The sequence below is a fragment of the Desulfallas thermosapovorans DSM 6562 genome (assembly GCF_008124625.1).
In the GTDB taxonomy this organism is placed as follows: Bacteria; Bacillota; Desulfotomaculia; order Desulfotomaculales; family Desulfallaceae; genus Sporotomaculum; species Sporotomaculum thermosapovorans.
On sequence record NZ_VNHM01000040.1, the window covers coordinates 1 to 2,510 of the forward strand.

The 2,510-nt window shown below is 36.3% G+C and carries 3 protein-coding genes; 1 reads left to right on the forward strand and 2 read right to left on the reverse strand.

Going from position 1 to position 2,510, the window contains the following annotated elements; genetic code table 11:
• Nucleotides 1-189: 189 nt before the first annotated feature.
• Both LX24_RS14715 and LX24_RS14720 read right to left on the reverse strand, forming a co-directional pair.
• The gene (locus tag LX24_RS14715; protein WP_166512880.1) at nt 190-930 is read right to left on the reverse strand and encodes a DUF4367 domain-containing protein; all 741 of its coding nucleotides are present in this window, start codon (nt 928-930) and stop codon (nt 190-192) included.
• Between the two features lie 14 nt (nt 931-944).
• Entirely contained in the window at nt 945-1,436 is a 492-nt protein-coding gene (locus LX24_RS14720; protein ID WP_166512881.1) for an RNA polymerase sigma factor, read from the reverse strand.
• A gap of 131 nt (nt 1,437-1,567) precedes the next feature.
• Here LX24_RS14720 and LX24_RS14725 point away from each other — a divergent pair, with 131 nt between their 5' ends.
• Nucleotides 1,568-2,014: a DUF6147 family protein gene (locus tag LX24_RS14725; protein ID WP_166512882.1), complete on the forward strand. Its 447-nt coding sequence runs from the start codon at nt 1,568-1,570 to the stop codon at nt 2,012-2,014.
• Nucleotides 2,015-2,510: the final 496 nt, after the last annotated feature.

A 2,510-nucleotide genomic window follows, 5' to 3' on the forward strand; every position in this document is an offset into this window, starting at 1 on the left:
CATTTACCGCATTTTCCATGCATTTTATTTCGACAAATATGTTCCTGAATCCTTGATTTTGTTGGGTTTTTGTTTCGTTCAGCAAGCCCTACTTACCGGATCTAAGATAAAACTTCATGATTTGCACAATGAAATAAAACTGTGAGCCCAAAAATAAAGTGTCAGCTTGCTTTAATGATGGCAACCCGGTTATTTGAGGCTTTTTGCAATTTTAATTGCCTCCTCTTTGGTTACTTGGCCAAGTATTTCTATTGATATGCTCTGGTTGAGCCAAAATAACCGTACGTATTTATCTTTCAGGTTGGCCACGGTAGCTGTGGAACCATTTATGGACACCTCTTCTATTATTGTATCATCTTTATCGTACATATAACCGCGTCCGGTTTCACCAATGATATTTTCCTCGCAGATTGACAGCATTTCGCCTTTTGAGCTTTTGTAATACAAAGTGATTATATAGCTGGGGGCATAGACCTCTTCCAACGTTACCTTATCTAAACAAAAGCCGTCAGGCAGGTAAAGGGGCAGTAGTATTTTGAAGGGCACTTTTGCCTGGGCCTCTTCAAGGGGTATTGTTACAGGCTGAATTGTAGTAATTTCATGTATTTCGTCCTGTTCATTCTTGGGCTTGTGGAAAAATTTGAAGACAATATTATTAATACTGCCTTCACCTTCCACATAAAAAAACTTCGAAATGACATTTCCAACCGCCGTTGCATTTTTAAGGATAAATGAGTTAGTGGCAACTATCACCAATAAAATTACAGCTACGGCAGCAAAAAGTGTTTTTACCCTGGCCGCCACCAGTTTTTTTCGTCTTTCATGGTATTTTTTATTAAGGCGGTGTAGAAACTCCTCCGGAGGAGGTGGCGGCACCTTCATATCCTTCATTGCGGTTTTTATTATTTCATCAATCCTGTCTTGTTCCATACATAACACCTTCCTTACTCCGCATCATTAACTTTAATTATCTTTTTAACCTCCGCTTTTGCCCTGTGTAATCTTGAACGAACAGCGGCTTCCGAAATACCCAGGCAATTAGCTATATCCTTTACCGGAAGATCGTAAAAATAGCGTAATACTAATACTTGTTTGTGTTCAATGGTCATTATACTTAAAATTTTTTGCGTATCTAATTTCAAATCCAACTTGGAGAATTCGTCTGTATCATTTGTTTTTTGGGTAAAAATTGTTTCTATGTTATCAACCAATAATTTTTTATTTTTTAATAGGTCCTTGGCGCAGTTCATGGCGATAACTGCCAGCCAGGGGCCTATTTTATTAGGATCACGCAATCCTTTAAATTTACTATAAGCCTTTAAAAAAGCTTCCTGGGTAGCATCTTCGGCAATTTCTTTATTCTTTGCTATAAAAAAAGCAGCATGAAAGGTTTTCTCATAATAAATCAATATATCCTCTGCTTTTAACCCGCTCATAATATCCCTCACATATAACTGGTGCCTTTGGTATTCGACATTATTACATAAAAAACCTGTTATATTTTAACTAAATTGGAGAATCATTTTATGTTTCCCAAAAGTCTTATTAGTAGAAAGGAGGTGGACAGTTGGCAAGGAAAGGAATATTAATTTTTTCCGTTTTATTGTTCTGCATTCTTTTGGTCTCTTCCGCCCAGGCCGGTGAATTATCAGAAAGCGGAGGAGAAAGCAGCGTATTCAGTGCCATTGGGCCAGAAGCTTTACAATGGCTGGCAGATGGGACATGCAGTATCACCAGCAATATGAACGGGACAATAAAAATCAGCGGTAAAACCACAGCATACTCAAATGTTGACGTTATTTCGTTAACTCTTTATTTGCAAAAAAAGGTGGGCAGTAATTGGGTAAGTCAAGGTTCCTGGAGCTTTGAGGATTACGGAACGAATATAATAACCGGCAACAAAGTATTAGCTGTTCCCAGTGGTGAATACCGGGCGTATGCATTGCACAGTGTTATAGAGTCGGGCAGCAAAGAATCTGGTTCATCAACTTCTAAAGCTGTATCAGTTCGGTGAAAGTTAAAAATGAATTCGTGGTAAGTGGTTAAATATCTTAAAAAAGGTGATTTTAATCTGATATATCCATAATTGGCTTTTATAAGATAAAGGATCACAGGTCAAAAGCCGTAAATTAACTCCCTGGTAAATGTGTTGCACCAATAATTTGCTTAAAATGATATTGTGTGAATAAGTGAGAAAACCAAAGAAAACCCTAATTTGTGAGGGTGTTGGCATTGTAGAGTCATATAAAATGTTAGTTTAACAAGACTAATAAAGTTATTTGACTTGTTGCTGTGTTTGCTATGTTTGATAGTCACTATAAGTAATTTAAAACAGAAAGGAGAAAGTTAAGTTTATTGAAAAGAATAGTATGTTTATCACTATTTTTAATTTTATGTTTAACAATTTTACCATCTCTAGCAGCCTGTCTAAGAATTGATACTTTAAAAAACTGTGGTTAGGGGCCTTAAAACAAATTCATATGAATTTATATAAAAATTTTAAGCAGAAT